We start from the raw sequence: 15,592 nt of genomic DNA, 5'->3' as shown, positions 1-15,592 counted from the left end.
GTGGCGCAAAGCCGGTTCAGCGAGGCGGGCGGTTATGGCTTTCGAGGATGCGCGTGTACTCGCCGCTGGCCAGCAGCGCCTTCAGGCCGCGTTCGTAGACCTGCGCCCAGTCCGGCTGTCCGGGCCTCGGGTCGGTGAAGCCGACCAGCAGGGGAACGCGCTCCAGTGCCGGCGGTTGCCATTGCAGCTTGCCGCGCAACTCGTCGTCGCGCGCCACCAGGTACTGGCCCACCACACGCTCCAGCAGCACCAGGTCGAAGCGTCCGGCGCCCAGCTTGCGCAGGTTGGTGATGTCGTCCACCGCTTCCTCGGCGGTGAACCCCGACTGCAGCACCTTGATCGGGTAGCCGTAGCCCCTGACCACGCCCACCTTGCGGCCCTTGAGCTGGCTGAGGTCGGAGAAGCGCACCGGGGTGCCCTTGCGCACGAAGAAGCCCAGCTCGCTGTAGAACAGCGGGCGCGAGGGGCGCAGGTTTTCCTCGACCACTTCCCGTGGCCAGAGCGCCAGCGCCCCCTGGTACTGGCCGCTGTGCAGGGCGGCGCGTACTCGCGCCCAGGGCAGGAAGTCCACCTGCACCTTGTGGCCCTGGGTGGCGAAGGCGCGGGTGGTCAGTTCGACGATGCTGCCGCCCGCGGGTAGGTTCTGCGAGCAGTAGGGCGGGTATTCCAGGGTTGCCAGGCGCAAGTCGGCGCGGGCGGCACCGCTGAGGACGAGGCAGGACAGCAGCACCCGGAGTACCAGGGAGAGAGGCGTGGGCAAAAGTAGGATCCCGAGTGTCACGTTGTTTTTCTGAGGCTAGGCGAATCTAACCGGACTATCTGCAAGATTCACGCGGTCAATGACGCCCGGCCGAGTATTTGCGCTGCCACGGGGACCTGCTAAGTTCCGGGCAGCCCCGCAGCGCGGGCCAGACTATTTCAGGGCTTAGAGGACAAGAACAATGCAACCTGATTTCTGGAGCGACAAACGCCCGGCCGGCGTGCCCAACCACGTCGATCTGGCCGCCTACAAGTCGGTGATCGAGGTGTTCGAGCGATCCTGCAAGAAGTTCGCCGACCGTCCGGCCTTCAGCAACCTGGGTGTGACCCTGACCTACGCCGAGCTGGATCGCCTCTCCGCCGCCTTCGCCGCCTACCTGCAGAAACATACCGACCTCAAGCCCGGCGACCGCATCGCCGTGCAGATGCCCAACGTCCTGCAATACCCCATTGCCGTGTTCGGCGCCCTGCGCGCCGGGCTCATCGTGGTCAACACCAACCCGCTCTACACCGCCCGCGAGATGCGTCACCAGTTCAAGGACGCCGGGGTGCGCGCGCTGGTCTACATCAACCTGTTCGGCAAGCTGGTCGAAGAGGTGCTGCTCGACACCGGGATCGAGTACCTGGTCGAGGCGCGCATGGGGGACATGCTGCCGAGCTTCAAGGGCTGGCTGGTCAACACCCTGGTGAAGAAGGTGAAGAAGATGGTCCCCGACTACCGCCTGCCCCAGGCGGTGTCCTTCAAGGAGGCGCTGCGGCAGGGCCAGGGCCACGCGCTGAAACCGGTGAAGGTGGGGCTGGAAGACATCGCCGTGCTGCAGTACACCGGCGGCACCACGGGCGTGGCCAAGGGCGCGATGCTGACCCACGGCAACCTGGTGGCCAACATGCAGCAGGTGGACGCCTGCCTCTCGCAACTGGGCCCGGACGGCGCGCCGCTGATGAAGCAGGGCCAGGAAATCATGATCGCGCCGCTGCCGCTGTACCACATCTATGCCTTCACCGCGAACTGCATGTGCATGATGGTCAACGGCAACCACAACATCCTCATCACCAACCCGCGGGACATCGGCGGCTTCATCAGGGAGCTGAAAAAGTGGCGCTTCTCCGCGCTGTTGGGCTTGAACACCTTGTTCGTGGCGCTGATGGACCACCCCGAGTTCAAACACCTCGATTTCTCCAACCTCAAGGTCACCAACTCGGGCGGTACCGCGCTGGTCAAGGCCACCGCGGAGCGCTGGCAGGCCATGACCGGCTGCTCGGTGGTGGAAGGCTACGGCCTGACGGAAACCTCCCCGGTGGCCAGCACCAACCCCTACGGCAGCCTGGCACGGCTGGGCACCGTGGGCATCCCGGTGCCGGGCACCGCGTTCAAGACCATCGACGACGCCGGCAACGAGCTGCCGCTGGGCGAGCGCGGCGAGCTGTGCATCAAGGGCCCGCAAGTGATGAAGGGCTACTGGCAGCGCGCGGAGGCCACGGCCGAGGTGCTGGATGCCGAAGGCTGGCTGAAGACTGGCGACATTGCCGTGATCGACCCGGACGGCTACGTGCGCATCGTCGACCGCAAGAAGGACCTGATCATCGTCTCCGGCTTCAACGTCTATCCGAACGAGATCGAGGACGTGATGATGGCCCACCCGAAGGTGGCCAACTGCGCGGCCATCGGTGTGCCGGACGACAAGTCCGGCGAGGCGGTGAAGCTGTTCGTGGTGCCGCGCGACGGCAGTGTCAGCGTCGAGGAGCTGAAGGCCTACTGCAAGGAAAACTTCACCGGCTACAAGGTGCCCAAGCACATCGTGCTGAAGGATGCCCTGCCGATGACCCCGGTAGGCAAGATCCTGCGTCGCGAGCTGCGCGACATCGCCTGACCGAGCAGGGCAGGGCGGGTTCTCCGTCCTGCCCAGGTCCCTTCCCCTCCGCGTTCCCCCCCCTTTTGCATCCCCGCGCTGTTTCCAGAACCCCTGAAAGCCCCGAAATACGCCGTTTGTCGGCGAATTAGAGTTCAAACTCCAAAAGTGACCGCTATCTGGTGTTTTGGTCATTTTAATGACCGACTGGGGCAGGTTTGGTGCTGGTGAGCCTCTGGCAAAGCTGTTACTCTCGGCGCGTTTTTTTGCCCGGACGGGCGCACAATCGCACAGAACACAACAAACAACTGCCCCCAGAGGGCAGTGAAATCAGCTGTTGCTTAGGAGTGGGCCTCCATGACCGATAACTTCTGGAAGGACAAATATCCAGCGGGCGTTCCTGCCGAGATCGACGCCGATCAGTACCCCAACGTCCAGGCGGTATTGAAGCAGTCCTGCCAACGCTTTGCCGACAAGCCCGCATTCAGCAACCTGGGCAAGACCCTCACCTACGGTGAGCTCTACGAACTCTCCGGTGCCTTTGCCGCCTTCCTGCAGAACCACACCGACCTCAAGCCCGGCGACCGCATCGCCGTGCAGATGCCGAACATCCTGCAGTACCCGGTGGTGGTCTTCGGCGCGATGCGCGCCGGCCTGGTGGTGGTCAACACCAACCCGCTGTACACCGCGCGGGAGATGGAGCACCAGTTCAACGACTCCGGCGCCAAGGCCCTGGTCTGCCTGGCCAACATGGCCCACCTGGCCGAGGAAGTGCTGCCGAAGACCGGTGTCAGGCACGTCATCGTTACCGAAGTGGGCGACCTGCTGCCGACCTTCAAGCGCCTCCTGGTCAACACCGTGGTCAAGCACGTGAAGAAGATGGTGCCGCCCTTCAATCTGCCCCAGGCGGTCAAGCTCAACGACGCCCTGGCCAAGGGCCGTGGCCGCACGGTGAACGAGGCGAACCCGCAAGGCGACGACATCGCCGTGCTGCAGTACACCGGGGGCACCACGGGCGTGGCCAAGGGCGCGATGCTGACCCACCGCAACCTGATCGCCAACATGCTGCAATGCAAGGCGCTGATGGCCGCCAACCTGAACGAGGGTTGCGAAATCCTTATCGCGCCGCTGCCGCTCTACCACATCTACGCCTTCACCTTCCATTGCATGGCGATGATGCTGACCGGCAACCACAACCTGCTCATCTCCAACCCGCGCGACCTGCCGGCGATGACCAAGGAGCTGGCGAAGTACCGGTTCACCGGCTTCGTCGGCCTGAACACGCTGTTCGTCGCGCTGTGCAACAGTGAAGACTTCCGCAAGCTGGACTTCTCCTCGCTGAAGCTCACCCTGTCCGGCGGCATGGCCCTGCAACTGGCCACCGCCGAGCGCTGGAAACAGGTCACCGGCTGCGCCATCTGCGAAGGTTACGGCATGACCGAAACCAGCCCGGTGGTGTCGGTGAACCCCTTCCAGAACATCCAGATCGGCACCATCGGCATTCCGGTGCCGTCCACCCAGTGCAAGGTGGTGGACGATGAGGGCAAGGACGTCGGCCTCGGCGCGCCGGGCGAGCTCTGCGTGAAAGGGCCGCAGGTGATGAAGGGCTACTGGCAGCGCCAGGAAGCCACCGACGAGATCCTCGACGCCGAAGGCTGGCTGAAGACCGGCGACGTCGCGGTGATCCAGGACGACGGCTACATGCGCATCGTCGACCGCAAGAAGGACATGATCCTGGTGTCCGGCTTCAACGTGTACCCGAACGAGCTGGAAGACGTGCTGGCGACCCTGCCGGGGGTGCTGCAGTGCGCCGCCATCGGCGTGCCGGACGAGAAGTCCGGCGAGGCGATCAAGATGTTCGTGGTGGCCAAGCCCGGCGTCAGCCTCACCAAGGAGCAGGTCATGGAGCACATGCGCGGTAACGTCACCGGCTACAAGGTGCCGCGCGCCATCGAGTTCCGCGAGACCCTGCCGACCACCAACGTCGGCAAGATCCTGCGCCGTGAACTGCGCGACGAAGAGTTGAAGACGCTCAAGGCGAAGCAGGAGAAGGCCCAGGCCTGATCCATCCGTCGCCGCACAAGGCCCCGCAATTGCGGGGCCTTGTCGTTTCCGGGGGCCTGGCCCGGGGCTGGCGGGCCAGCGGCGATACCTGTGTATAACCTGCTGATTCGTTGAGATTATTGCCGGGGCCGGCATTGAAGGCGCAAACATAGACTCGCCTTGTACCTGCAATCCGGACCCGCTCCCATGACCCTTTCAACCTGCCGCGCCGATGGAAAGGCGCGCCGATGAACGCCTCCCTCGCCATTGCGCAATCGCCGGCAGATAGCCCGGCGCGAGCGGCTCCTGTCCCAAACGTGTTCGGCCTGCGCATCGTCGTCGGGTTGCTCGGTGTGCTGCTGGCGGTGCTGGTGGCCGGGTTCAACGAGAACGTCACCAAGATCGCCCTGGCGGATATTCGCGGCGCCATGGGCATCACCCGCGACCACGGCACCTGGCTGGTGGCCCTGTACGCGGCGCCCTCGGTGTGCGCCATGGCCTTTGCCCCCTGGTTCGCGGTGACCCTGTCCCTGCGCCGCTTCAGCCTCGCGGCCATCGGCGCCTTCATGCTGCTGGGCCTGCTCAGCCCACTGGCGCCCAACCTGCAGAGCCTGATGCTGTTGCGCGCCCTGCAAGGGCTGGCCGGTGGCGCGCTACCGCCCATCCTGATGACCGTGGCGCTGCGCTTCCTGCCCGCCAACCTCAAGATATACGGCCTGGCCGGCTATGCACTGACCGCCACCTTCGGTCCTGGGCTCGGCACACCCCTGGCGGCCTTCTGGGTGGACTTCGTCGGCTGGCGATGGGCGTTCTGGCAGATCGTTCCCACCAGCCTGCTGGCCATGGCCGCCGTCGCCTGGGGACTGCCCCAGGACCCCTTGCGTCTGGAGCGCTTCCGACAGTTCGACTGGCTCGGCCTGCTGCTCGGGTTTCCGGCGCTGTTCATGCTGGTGGTGGGACTGGTGCATGGCGAACGGCTGGACTGGTTCGAGTCGCCGCTGATCCGCGCATTGCTTGGCGGCGGCAGCCTGCTGCTGGTGCTGTTCCTGGTCAACGAATGGAAGCACCCACTGCCCTTCGTCAAGTTACAGATGCTCAGTCAGCGCAATTTCAGCTTCGCCCTGCTCACCCTGGCCGGCGTGCTCGTCGTGCTATTGGGGGTGATCGTGATTCCTTCGGGTTACCTGGCTCAGGTGCAGGGCTATCGGCCATTGCAGACCGCCCCGATGATGCTGCTGGTGGCCTTGCCCCAGCTCGTGGCGCTGCCGCTCGTGGCTGCGTTGTGCAATCTGCGCTGGGTCGATTGCCGCTGGGTGCTGGCCTGCGGGCTGGCCATGCTCGCCTGTGCCTGCTGGCTGGGCTCGCACCTGACATCGGCGTGGATTCGCGAAGACTTCTACCTGGTGCAGGCCCTGCAGATTTTCGGCCAGCCCATGGCGGTGCTGCCCCTGCTGATGCTCGCCACGGGCAGCATCGCGCCCACCGACGGGCCCTTCGCCTCGGCCTGGTTCAACAGCGTGAAGGGGTTCGCCGCGGTGCTCGCCGGGGGCCTGCTGGAAGCGCTCGGGACCGTCCGCCATCACGTTCATTCAAACCAACTGGTGGACCGCCTCGGCAACAACCCGCTGCTCGAGGGCGGTACCGAGCTGGCCCGGCGGCTGCAGCTTCAGGCCTCGGTTCTCACCGCCGCCGATCTCTACCTCGGCATGGCCGTCGTCGCGGCTGCGCTGATTCTGATCATTCCCCTGGTGCCGACGCGCATCTATCCGCCCCGCCTGCCGACCTGAACGGGTACCACCATGAAATCGATACGCTCCTCCAAGACCTTTCTCTCCATCACCCTGTTGCTGGGCGCCGGCCTGCTGGCCTGGGGCAGTTGGCAGCTCCTGGCGGACGGCCCCGAGCAGTACACCAACGACGCTTTCGTCCATGCCGACTTCACCCTGGTGGCGCCCAAGGTACCCGGCTTCGTCCGTGAGGTGCAGGTGGAAGACAACCAGGTGGTGAAGGCCGGCCAGTTGCTCGCACGCATCGATGACCGCGACTACCGCACCGCCCTCGCCAGCGCCCGCGCCGAGGTAGCCAGCGCCGAGGCGCAGTTGGCCAATGCCCATGCCACCCTGGAGCGGCAACAGTCGCTGATCGAACAGGCCCAGGCCACCCTGGAAGCGGATCGCGCCGACCTGGTCTTCGCCCAGCACGAGCTGACGCGCTACGAGAAGCTGGTGGGGCGCGGCGCCGGCACCCTGCAGAACGCCCAGCAGGCTCGCAGCCGCTTCGACAGCGTGCGCGCACGACAGACCGAGCACAGCGCCGCGTTGCTGGCCACGCGCAAGCAGACCGACATCCTCACCGCCCAGCGCGCTGCCGCGCAGGCCGCCCTGGAACGTGCGCGGGCGGGCTTGCGCCAGGCTGAACTGGACCTGTCCCACACCGACCTGCGCGCGCCGGTGGACGGCATGGTCGGGCGTCGCGCCATTCGTGTCGGCGCCTTCGTCAAGACCGGCGATCCGCTGCTGGCGGTGGTGCCGCTGGAGCGCGTCTACGTGGTCGCCAACTTCCAGGAAACCCAGCTCACCCATGTGCGTCCTGGCCAGGACGTGCGCATTGCCGTCGATACCTTCCCCGGCGAATCCCTGCGCGGCCATGTGGAAAGCATCGCGCCGGCCACCGGCGTGACCTTCGCCGCCATCGCCCCGGACAACGCCACCGGCAACTTCACCAAGGTGGTGCAGCGCATCCCGGTGAAGGTGGTGCTGGACGCCGGCCAGCCGCTGCTGGCGCAACTGCGGGTGGGCATGTCGGTGGAGGCGGTCATCGATACGCGCAGCCAGCCCGAGGCCGTCGCCGTGGCCGACTGACAGGCGCCGCCGGAACCCGCCGAGGGCTTCTCACCCCGGCGCGAGGCACACGGACGTGCCAGAGCCGTGCTTGTCTGCGACAATTCCGCCCTTGCCGAAATGACAGCAGATCCAGCGGACCCGATGAGCGAGCAATTCCCCAGCCCCGAACACCTCCTGAAACGTCTCGACCAGGCCATGGGCGCCGACCGCCATCGCCTGCGCCGGCAGCTCCACGAGCTGCGCAAGCACCCCGACGAGGCCAAGCTGGCGCAATGGGTCGAGCGCTTCCAGGCCTCGGTGGCGCGGGTGGAGGCGCGGCGCGCCAGCGTGCCGGCGATGCGCTACGACGACGCCCTGCCCATCGCCGCCAAGCGCGACGAGATCAAGGCGGCCCTGGAGAAGCATCAGGTGCTGGTGATCGCCGGTGAGACCGGCTCGGGCAAGACCACCCAGTTACCGAAGATTTGCCTGGAGATCGGCCGCGGCACCCATGGCCTGATCGGCCACACCCAGCCGCGCCGTCTGGCGGCGCGCAGCGTGGCGACGCGGGTGGCGGAGGAGATCGGCAGCCCGCTGGGCGAACTGGTGGGCTACCAGGTGCGTTTCGAGGACCAGTCCAACGAGCGCAGCCTGATCAAGCTGATGACCGACGGCATCCTGCTGGCCGAGACCCAGCACGACCGCTTCCTCGAACGCTACGACACGCTCATCGTCGACGAAGCCCACGAGCGCAGCCTGAACATCGATTTCCTGCTGGGTTATCTCAAGACCCTGCTGCCGCGCCGGCCCGACCTCAAGCTGATCATCACCTCGGCGACCATCGACCTGGAGCGCTTCGCCAAGCACTTCGGCGGGGGCGGCCTATCCGACGCGCCGATCATCGAAGTCTCCGGCCGCACCTACCCCGTGGACACCTGGTACCGGCCGCTGGCCGCCGAGGTGGACGAGGACGGCGAGGCGCTGTTCGACGACCTGTCCGTGGACCAGGGCATCCTCCGCGCCCTGGACGAGATCGCCGCCCACGAGCGCGAGGTGGGCAAGCGCCCCGGCGACGTGCTGGTGTTCCTTCCCGGCGAGCGGGAAATCCGCGACTGCGCCGAGGTCCTGCGCAAGGCCAACCTGCGCCACACCGAGGTGATGCCCCTCTATGCGCGGCTGACCCCGGCCGAGCAGCAGAAGATCTTCGCCCCGATGCCGGGACGCAAGATCGTGCTGGCCACCAACGTCGCGGAAACCTCGCTCACCGTGCCCGGCATCCGCTATGTGATCGACAGCGGCACGGCGCGCATCAGCCGCTACAGCTACCGCGCCAAGGTCCAGCGCCTGCCGGTGGAAGCCGTGTCCCAGGCCAGCGCCAACCAGCGCAAGGGCCGTTGCGGCCGGGTCGAGCCGGGCATCTGCGTGCGCCTCTACAGCGAGGAAGATTTCCTTTCCCGCCCAGCCTTCACCGACCCGGAAATCCTCCGCACCAACCTGGCGGCGGTGATCCTGCAGATGCTCCACCTGCGCCTGGGCGACATCGAGGCCTTCCCCTTCATCGAGCCGCCGGATGGCAAGGCCATCAAGGACGGCTTCACCCTGCTGCAGGAACTCTCGGCGGTGAACCGCGAGGGCCAGCTCACTCCCATCGGCCGCCAGTTGGCGCGCCTGCCTATCGACCCGCGCCTGGGCCGCATGGTGCTGGAGGGTGCCCGCCAGGGCAGCCTGGACGAAGTGCTGGTGGTCGCCGCCGCGCTCTCCGTGCAGGACCCCCGCGAACGGCCCATTGAGCGCCAGCAGGCCGCCGACCAGGCCCACGCCCAGTGGAAGGATGTGGATTCCGACTTTGCCGCGCTGATCAACCTCTGGCGCGGCTTCGAGGAACAGCGCCAGGCCCTGGGTTCCAACGCCCTGCGTAGCTGGTGCCGGAAGAACTTCCTCAACTACCTGCGCCTGCGCGAGTGGCGCGACGCCCACCGCCAGTTGGTGCTGATCTGCCGCGAACTGAAACTCTTCCCCGAACGTGAAAAGAATGCTCCGGCAGGAAGGGTTGAGCGCAGCGATACCCCTACAGCCCGCCACGATGGGCATCGCTCCGCTCAGCGCCATCCTGCGAAAAGTGTTCCCGCTGATGTTGCCGCCAAGGCCGAGCAGCAGGCGCGCGGCATTGACTACGCCAGGGTGCACAAGGCGATCCTCTGCGGCCTGCTCAGCCAGATCGGCCAGAAGACCGAGGAAGGCGACTACCTCGGCGCGCGCCAGCGGCGTTTCTGGATTCACCCCGGCACTGCCATCGCCAGGAAGCGCCCGCAATGGATCATGACCGCCGAACTGGTGGAGACCACCAAGCTGTTCGCGCGCATGGTGGCGAAGATCGAACCCGACTGGCTGGAGCCCCTGGCCGGCCACCTGGTGAAAAAGAACCACCTGGAGCCCCACTGGGAAAAGCGCCGTGGCCAAGTGGTGGCCTATGAACAGGTCAGCCTCTACGGCCTGATCATCGTCGGTCGCCGCGCCGTGCATTACGGCCCGGTGGACCCGGAAGTCTCCCGCGAGCTGTTCATCCGCGAGGGGCTGGTGCGCGGCGAGATCCACAGCAAGGCGAAATGCCTGTCCGCCAACCGTCAGTTGCTGGAACGCCTCGACGAACTGGAAGCCAAGGCCCGCCGCCGCGACATCCTGGCCGACGAGGAAACCCTCTTCGCCTATTACGCCGCGCGCCTGCCAGCGGACATCTGCCAGACCGCCACCTTCGAGAAGTGGTACGAACGCGAACGGGCGAGGAATCCCGAGTTGCTGATCATGCGCGAGGAAGACGTGCTGGCCCGCGAAGCCAACGAAGTCACCGCCGCGCAGTACCCGGACAAGCTGCGCCTGGGCGAGCTGGAGCTGCCGCTGACCTACCATTTCGAGCCCGGCCACCCGCGTGACGGTGTGACCCTGCGGGTGCCGGCGCCGCTCCTGCCGCAACTGCCGCCGGAGCGCCTGGAATGGCTGGTGCCCGGCCTGCTGGAAGCCAAATGCATCGCGCTGGTGCGCAACCTGCCCAAAGCCATCCGCAAGAACTTCGTGCCGGTGCCGGACTTCGTCAAGGCGGCACTGGGCAAGATCACCTTCGGCCAGGGTTCGTTGCCCGAGTCCCTGGGCCGCGAGCTGCAACGCATGACCGGTGCCCGCGTGCCGGATGAGGCCTGGAGCGAGGCCGCCGCCCAGCTGGAAGGCCACCTGAAGATGAACCTGGAAGTGGTGGATGCCCGCGGCAAGTTCCTCGGCGAGGGCCGCGAGCTGGCCGAGATCACCGCGCGTTTCGCCGAAGCCAGCCAGGCGGCCCTGGCCATTCCGCAGACCCAGAAGGAACAGAAGCCGGTGGAAGCCAAGGGCTTCGCCCAGGTGGCCGCGAGCACCCAGCAGAAGGTCGCCGGCCTCTCCATGACCGTTTACCCGGCGCTGGTGGAGGAGGGCGGAAGCGTCAAGGAAAGCCGCTTCCCGACCCAGGCGGAAGCCGACTGGCAGCACCGCCGCGCCTTGCAGCGCCTGCTCCTGCAACAACTGGCAGAAACCGCCAAGTTCCTCCGCGGCAAGCTGCCGGGCCTCACCGAACTGGGCCTGCTCTACCGCGACATGGGGCGTGTCGATGCGCTGGTGGAGGACATCCTCCTGGCCAGCCTGGACAACTGCATCCTCGACGGCGAAGCCAGCCTGCCGCGCGATGGCGCCGCCCTGGCGTCGCTGGCCGAGAGGAAGCGCGGTGCCTGGGCCGAACACGCCGAGCGCCTGGCGCGCCTGACGCTGGAAACCCTCAAGCTCTGGCATGGCCTGCAGAAGCGCTTCAAGGGCCGCATCGACCTGGCCCAGGCGGTGGCACTGAACGACATCAAGGCGCAACTGGGCAACCTGGTCTATCCGGGCTTCGTCCGCGAGACCCCGGCCGAATGGCTGAAGGAGCTGCCGCGCTACCTGAAGGCCATCGAGCAGCGCTTCGACAAGATTGCCGCGCAACTGCAGCGTGACCGCGTCTGGTCCGGCGAGCTGGCCGGCTACTGGGAGCAGTACCAGGCGCGCCTGGCCAAGCACGCCCAGGAAGGCAAGCGCGACCCGGAGCTGGTGCTGTATCGCTGGATGCTGGAGGAGTACCGGGTTTCCCTGTTCGCCCAGCAACTGGGCACGCGCATGCCGGTCTCCGACAAGCGACTTTCCAAGCAATGGGCACAGGTGGAGGCCTGATGAGCACGCTGTTCGAAATCCGCCCCATGAGCCCTGAGCTCTACCGCCGGCAAACCCGGCGCATCACCCTGGTCATCGCCGCCATCTTCATTGCCCTGGCGCTGCTGCTGTCCACCTTCTGCGTGCAACTGTTCGGCACACCCGGTGGGGATAACTTCCGCTGGAACCTGATTGGCGTGCTGGCAGGGCTGGCGCTTACCGTGGCGGTGGTGCGCCTGCAGCTCTGGCCGCGTCCCTGGATGGCGCCGGCGGTCTACGGCTGGCAGCTCAAACGCAGCCTGATGCGGGTCGGCAACGTCATGCACAAGGTCAAGGCCGGCGTCGCCGCCCAGGACCCGGCGGCGATGAAACTGCTGCGCTTCTATCACCTGGGCCTGACCCAGATGCACCAACTGGACGGCAACCTCTCCGACCTCAGCCAGATGACGCGGGAGATCGACCTGCACCGCGAGGCAATGGAGGCCCAAGGGCTGGATATCGAGCAGAACCGCCTGGACCCGGCCTGGCTGGCTGCGATGAAGGCACCGTAGGTTGGGTCGAGAAACGAAACCCAACAAGACGGACTTTCAGACAGGCCCCGTGTTGGGCTTCGCTACGCTCAGCGCCTACCAACCGAGCCGCGCTCACCCGTAGGTTGGGTAGAGGAACGAAACCCAACAAAGCGGCGTTTCAGGCAGACCCCCGTGTTGGGCTTGACTGCGCTCAGCGCCTACCAACCGCGCCGCGCTCACCCGTAGGTTGGGTAGAGGAACGAAACCCAACAAAGCGACGTTTCAGGCAGACCCCCGTGTTGGGCTTGACTGCGCTCAGCGCCTACCAACCGCGCCGCGCTCACCCGTAGGTTGAGAGGAACGAAACCCAACAAAGCGGCGTATCAGGCAGACCCCTGTGTTGCGCTCCGCGCCAACCCACCAGCGCCGAATGAGTTCGCTATTACGGATTAGCTTCAAAGGCGCTTGAGCAACCGCGCCTGCAGGGCTTCCAGCGCTTGCGGGTCGGCCTTCTGGCTGGCGTGGATGGCCAGCGACTCACCCTCGAAGCGCGGCACGATGTGCATGTGGATATGGAACACGGTCTGGCCCGCCGGGGCGCCGTTGAATTGCGCCACCTGTACGCCTGCCGGCGCGAGTTCGTCCACCAGCACGCGGGTCAGTCGTTGCACCACGGCCATGACCTTGGCCAGGGCCTCGGCCTCGATCTCCAGGATGTTTCGCGCGCTGGAACGCTTGGGGATCACCAGGGTGTGGCCGAAGGACTGCGGGAAGATGTCGAGGAAGGCGAGCACGTCGTCGTCCTCGTAGAGCTTGTAGCAAGGGGCCTCGCCACGAATGATCTGGGCGAAGACGTTCTGCGGATCGTAGGTGCCGTGCAGGCTCATCAAGGACTCTCCAATTGCCGGTTGCGAGCCATGCACCTTACTCGCACGCCTGCGTGCCGGAAAACCCCTGGACAACGGCTGTGTGGCATGTTCGCCGATTCGGCAGCCCTTGCTACGCTTTGTCTCCAGCAGGTCGCGAACTGACCGATGGTTCTCGCCACTTCGCCGATGAATTGGCGAAAGTCCCCGTCGCCAGCCGTCGTTTCTGGCGTTAACCTTCGCATCTGGATAAGAAAGGGGGCACCCGCTGAGAGTGTCCGGCGAGTTCGTCGGGCGGCGCATCGGGCGCCAGCGGGGCACGGCGAAGGATGTTCGTGCGCTGGCCTCCAACCTGTTTGCGGTTCCATCCCGCCTGGCGGGACGACCATTTTCCGCCGCCGGCCCGGCCGGGCCGGCGGCTGACTGCCTGAACCGGCCGTTCGAGCGAGCGGCCCAGTATTCGAGAGGATCGACCGTGCACAATGTCGTGATCAGTGGCACCGGCCTGTATACCCCGCCCAACAGCATCTCCAACGAAGAGCTGGTGGCGTCCTTCAATGCCTACGTGCAGGCCTTCAACGCGGAAAACGCCGCCGCCATCGAGCGAGGCGACGTCGAGGCCCTGGCCGAATCCAGCGTCGCCTTCATCGAGAAGGCTTCCGGCATCAAGAGCCGCTTCGTGGTGGACAAGGACGGCATCCTCGATCCCAAGCGCATGGTGCCGCGCATCCCGGAACGTTCCAACGACGCGTGGGGCATCCTCTGCGAAATGGCCGTGGGCGCGGCCAAGCAGGCCCTGGAGCGCGCCGGCCGGACAGCGGCCGATATCGATGGTGTGATCGTCGCCTGCTCCAACCTGCAGCGCGCCTATCCGGCGGTGGCCATCGAGGTCCAGGCCGCCCTGGGCATCGAGGGTTTCGGCTACGACATGAACGTCGCCTGCTCCTCGGCCACCTTCGGCATCCAGGCCGCCACCAACGCGGTACAGACCGGCCAGGCCCGCGCCATCCTGATGGTCAATCCGGAAATCTGCACCGGCCACCTGAACTTCCGTGACCGCGACAGCCACTTCATCTTCGGCGACGCCGCCACCGCGGTGATCATCGAACGCGCCGACCAGGCCACCTCCAAACACCAGTTCGACGTGGTCGGCACCAAGTTGCTGACCCAGTTCTCCAACAACATCCGCAACAACTTCGGCTTCCTCAACCGCGCCGCGGAAGAGGGCGTGGGCAGCCGTGACAAGCTGTTCGTGCAGGAAGGCCGCAAGGTGTTCAAGGATGTCTGCCCGATGGTCGCCGAACTGATCGCCGCCCACCTGGAAGAGAACCAGCTGAACGTCTCCGACGTGAAGCGCTTCTGGCTGCACCAGGCCAACCTCAACATGAACCTGCTGATCGCCCGCAAGCTGCTGGGCCGCGATGCGGAGTCCCACGAGGCGCCGGTGATCCTCGACACTTACGCCAACACCAGTTCCGCCGGTTCGGTGATCGCCTTCCACAAGCACCAGGACGACCTGCCCAGCGGCGCCCTGGGCGTGCTCAGCTCCTTCGGTGCCGGCTATTCCATCGGCAGCGTGATCCTGCGCAAGCGCTGATGAACCTGCCCGCCGACGCGGACCTGCTGCCCCGGCTTCTGGCTGGGGAGCAGGGGGCCTTTTGCGAGCTGATCGGCGCCTACCAGGGCGCCATGCGCGCGGTGGCCTACGCCATCGTTGGCCAGCGCCACGCCGATGAGGTGGTGCAGGATGCCTGGCTGGCTGTGGTGCGGCATCTGGACGGTTTCCAGCAGCGATCCAGCCTCAAGACCTGGCTGCTGACCATAGTCGCCAACACCGCCCGCACCCGGCTCAAACAGAGCCGCCGCGAGGTGCTGCTCGACGACCTGCCAGCACCCCACGGCAGCATTGGCGATTCCCGGTTCACCGACGACGGCCACTGGGCGGCGGCCGTTCCCGCCTGGCACGAGGATTCGCCCGAGGCCCTGCTGGCCCAGGACGAACTGCGCGAGTGCCTGGAGAAGACCCTGCTCAGCCTTTCGGACATGCAGCGTAGCGTGGTGCTGCTGCGCGAGCGCCAGGGCCTGGAGTTGGAGGAGATCTGTAATTTGCTGGAAGTTTCACTCTCCAATGTCCGGGTGCTGTTGCATCGGGGACGGTTGAAGCTGTTCGCCACACTGGAACATTTCGAGGAGACAGGCCAATGCTGAGCTGCAAGGAGCTGGTTGCCCGTTCCAGCGCGCTCCTCGATGGCGAGTTGGGCTTCCGCGAGCGCCTGGCCCTGCGCCGCCATCTGACGCTCTGCCGCAACTGCCGACGCTTCATCAAGCAGATGAAGCTGACCCAGGCGGTGGTCCGGCAACTGTCAGAAACCCCGGAGGCTGGGGTGGACGCGATGGCCGCGAATCTGGCGCGCCTGCGTCGGGACCTTTCCTAGGCGCCGTAGGAAGCGCACCTGCGCTGGTGATGCTGGTTAAGAAGTGCTTCGGAATGCTCAGCCACAGGCCGAAAACGTCGCGTCTTCACCGTGTTTGCCTCG

11 protein-coding genes are annotated in these 15,592 nt (G+C 66.1%); 9 read left to right on the top strand and 2 right to left on the bottom strand.

The window, feature by feature from the left end:
- Positions 1 to 16: 16 nt before the first annotated feature.
- Complete coding sequence (locus PJW05_RS19255; protein ID WP_271408568.1) at positions 17 to 760, bottom strand: substrate-binding periplasmic protein; 744 nt, start codon at positions 758 to 760, stop codon at positions 17 to 19.
- 181 nt (positions 761 to 941) lie between these two features.
- Between PJW05_RS19255 and fadD2 the strand changes: the two genes are divergently transcribed.
- The 6 genes from fadD2 (at position 942) to PJW05_RS19225 (ending at position 12,228) form a co-directional block, all read left to right on the top strand.
- Positions 942 to 2,630, top strand: a complete 1,689-nt coding sequence (gene fadD2 / locus PJW05_RS19250; RefSeq protein WP_271408567.1) for a long-chain-fatty-acid--CoA ligase FadD2 — start codon at positions 942 to 944, stop codon at positions 2,628 to 2,630.
- A gap of 336 nt (positions 2,631 to 2,966) precedes the next feature.
- On the top strand, positions 2,967 to 4,673 hold the full coding sequence (fadD1, locus tag PJW05_RS19245; protein WP_271408566.1) for a long-chain-fatty-acid--CoA ligase FadD1: 1,707 nt from the start codon (positions 2,967 to 2,969) through the stop codon (positions 4,671 to 4,673).
- A 227-nt stretch (positions 4,674 to 4,900) separates the two neighbouring features.
- Positions 4,901 to 6,439, top strand: coding sequence for an MFS transporter (locus PJW05_RS19240; RefSeq protein WP_271408565.1), 1,539 nt, complete (start codon positions 4,901 to 4,903; stop codon positions 6,437 to 6,439).
- A 12-nt stretch (positions 6,440 to 6,451) separates the two neighbouring features.
- Positions 6,452 to 7,513 (top strand): HlyD family secretion protein, encoded by a 1,062-nt coding sequence (locus tag PJW05_RS19235; protein ID WP_271408564.1) that lies wholly within the window; start codon positions 6,452 to 6,454, stop codon positions 7,511 to 7,513.
- 123 nt (positions 7,514 to 7,636) lie between these two features.
- Complete coding sequence (hrpA, locus tag PJW05_RS19230; RefSeq protein WP_271408563.1) at positions 7,637 to 11,698, top strand: ATP-dependent RNA helicase HrpA; 4,062 nt, start codon at positions 7,637 to 7,639, stop codon at positions 11,696 to 11,698.
- Positions 11,698 to 12,228: a DUF3087 domain-containing protein gene (locus tag PJW05_RS19225; protein WP_442969179.1), complete on the top strand. Its 531-nt coding sequence runs from the start codon at positions 11,698 to 11,700 to the stop codon at positions 12,226 to 12,228. Before hrpA ends, PJW05_RS19225 begins: the two co-directional genes overlap by 1 nt.
- Positions 12,229 to 12,644: 416 nt before the next feature.
- Here PJW05_RS19225 and PJW05_RS19220 read toward each other — a convergent pair whose 3' ends face one another.
- Positions 12,645 to 13,076, bottom strand: a complete 432-nt coding sequence (locus PJW05_RS19220) for an HIT family protein (protein WP_271408562.1) — start codon at positions 13,074 to 13,076, stop codon at positions 12,645 to 12,647.
- A gap of 454 nt (positions 13,077 to 13,530) precedes the next feature.
- Between PJW05_RS19220 and PJW05_RS19215 the strand changes: the two genes are divergently transcribed.
- The 3 genes from PJW05_RS19215 to PJW05_RS19205 are packed head-to-tail and all read left to right on the top strand — an operon-like array spanning position 13,531 to position 15,490.
- On the top strand, positions 13,531 to 14,652 hold the full coding sequence (locus tag PJW05_RS19215) for a beta-ketoacyl-ACP synthase III (RefSeq protein ID WP_271408561.1): 1,122 nt from the start codon (positions 13,531 to 13,533) through the stop codon (positions 14,650 to 14,652).
- The gene (locus PJW05_RS19210) at positions 14,652 to 15,263 is read left to right on the top strand and encodes an RNA polymerase sigma factor (protein WP_271408560.1); all 612 of its coding nucleotides are present in this window, start codon (positions 14,652 to 14,654) and stop codon (positions 15,261 to 15,263) included. The genes PJW05_RS19215 and PJW05_RS19210 overlap by 1 nt, the downstream gene beginning before the upstream one ends.
- Positions 15,257 to 15,490 (top strand): anti-sigma factor, encoded by a 234-nt coding sequence (locus tag PJW05_RS19205; protein WP_271408559.1) that lies wholly within the window; start codon positions 15,257 to 15,259, stop codon positions 15,488 to 15,490. Before PJW05_RS19210 ends, PJW05_RS19205 begins: the two co-directional genes overlap by 7 nt.
- The last annotated feature ends 102 nt before the right edge of the window (positions 15,491 to 15,592 follow it).

It is taken from the genome of Pseudomonas sp. Q1-7 (genome assembly GCF_028010285.1).
Classification (GTDB): domain Bacteria; phylum Pseudomonadota; class Gammaproteobacteria; order Pseudomonadales; family Pseudomonadaceae; genus Metapseudomonas.
Note: the sequence above shows the minus strand (reverse complement) of the source record. Positions and strands in the feature narration are given on the sequence as shown.

Bases quoted from the DNA above. Each gene is read 5' to 3' on its own strand.
- fadD2 (WP_271408567.1), top strand. From the start codon at position 942: ATGCAACCTGATTTCTGGAGCGACAAACGCCCGGCCGGCGTGCCCAAC.
- fadD1 (WP_271408566.1), top strand. From the start codon at position 2,967: ATGACCGATAACTTCTGGAAGGACAAATATCCAGCGGGCGTTCCTGCC.
- PJW05_RS19240 (WP_271408565.1), top strand. From the start codon at position 4,901: ATGAACGCCTCCCTCGCCATTGCGCAATCGCCGGCAGATAGCCCGGCG.
- PJW05_RS19235 (WP_271408564.1), top strand. From the start codon at position 6,452: ATGAAATCGATACGCTCCTCCAAGACCTTTCTCTCCATCACCCTGTTG.
- hrpA (WP_271408563.1), top strand. From the start codon at position 7,637: ATGAGCGAGCAATTCCCCAGCCCCGAACACCTCCTGAAACGTCTCGAC.
- PJW05_RS19225 (WP_442969179.1), top strand. From the start codon at position 11,698: ATGAGCACGCTGTTCGAAATCCGCCCCATGAGCCCTGAGCTCTACCGC.
- PJW05_RS19220 (WP_271408562.1), bottom strand. From the start codon at position 13,076: ATGAGCCTGCACGGCACCTACGATCCGCAGAACGTCTTCGCCCAGATC.
- PJW05_RS19210 (WP_271408560.1), top strand. From the start codon at position 14,652: ATGAACCTGCCCGCCGACGCGGACCTGCTGCCCCGGCTTCTGGCTGGG.
- PJW05_RS19205 (WP_271408559.1), top strand. From the start codon at position 15,257: ATGCTGAGCTGCAAGGAGCTGGTTGCCCGTTCCAGCGCGCTCCTCGAT.